The 892-nt window shown below is 41.8% G+C and carries 2 protein-coding genes; both read right to left on the bottom strand.

Translation table 11 applies throughout. The features are described 5' to 3' along the window. Positions 1-513: cation transporter (locus tag P5G61_RS31830; RefSeq protein ID WP_301250124.1), on the bottom strand; the 513-nt coding region annotated here is incomplete at its 3' end. Then, on the bottom strand, positions 500-868 hold the full coding sequence (locus tag P5G61_RS31825; protein ID WP_024634449.1) for an ArsR/SmtB family transcription factor: 369 nt from the start codon (positions 866-868) through the stop codon (positions 500-502). The genes P5G61_RS31830 and P5G61_RS31825, both read right to left, overlap by 14 nt. Positions 869-892: the final 24 nt, after the last annotated feature.

Raw genomic sequence — 892 nt, 5'->3', positions numbered from 1 at the left:
CACAACAACAGCGCCTTCGCTCCATTCTCCTATAGCAGCTGCACCGATAATGGCAACCGTCATCAGTGTGTTCATATCGAATTGCAGCTGAAACAGGTTCTTGATCCCTTTTTTAAATAGTTCATACCCGCCAATAATAATGGCGGTACCGAATGCCAATGCAGGAACCATGGCTTCATCACCATAGTACGAGGCCAAATAGTAACCTGCCGCCATCAATACAAGTGAGAGAAGCACGTTCCAATTCTCTTTCCAAAATGGCTCTTTCTTTTCTATAACTCGTTGCTTTTCAGGCGTTATCTTTAAGTTTTCAAAAGCGCCTGCCTTTTCCAGCTCTTCAACAGTTGCATTTCCCATTACGGTTATTTTGGCTGCCCCAAAGTTAACTTGTGCGTCTGTGACACCAGGAAGTCTTTTTACGTTATTTTCAAATTTACCGGCACAGTTTGTACAGGTGAACCCTTGTACACGATAGACCTCTTTATTACTGTTTTCTTCTTCATGTTGTTGCATGCAACATCGACTCCTTGCTATGTGTTGAAGCTAAATGAACTAATTGGCGCATGTATTCATCTTCCAGTGAATAAAACGCCAACTTTCCTTCTTTCCTGTATTTAGCTACTCCAAGCTGTTTTAGTGATCGCAAATGGTGAGATGCAGTTGCAAGTGAGGACCCTGTAATATTGGCCACGTCACAAACACAAAGCTCGTCCTCTTCACATAAAGCAAACGCGATCTTCATTCGAGTTTCATCGGCCAGAACTTTAAACATCTTGGCCATGCCCTTTATATCTTGCTGTTCTAATGCCTTTTGTACTTTACGAACTTTAGGCTCGTCATAACAGTAAATTTCACAACTGTCCTTCATAAATATACCCTCCAGTCAATCAAA

It is taken from the genome of Paenibacillus vandeheii (assembly GCF_030433635.1).
GTDB lineage: Bacteria > Bacillota > Bacilli > Paenibacillales > Paenibacillaceae > Paenibacillus > Paenibacillus vandeheii.
Note: the sequence above shows the minus strand (reverse complement) of the source record. Positions and strands in the feature narration are given on the sequence as shown.

What these genes read in the sequence shown, in the direction of transcription:
- P5G61_RS31825 (WP_024634449.1), bottom strand. Translation starts at nt 868, where the DNA reads ATGAAGGACAGTTGTGAAATTTACTGTTATGACGAGCCTAAAGTTCGT.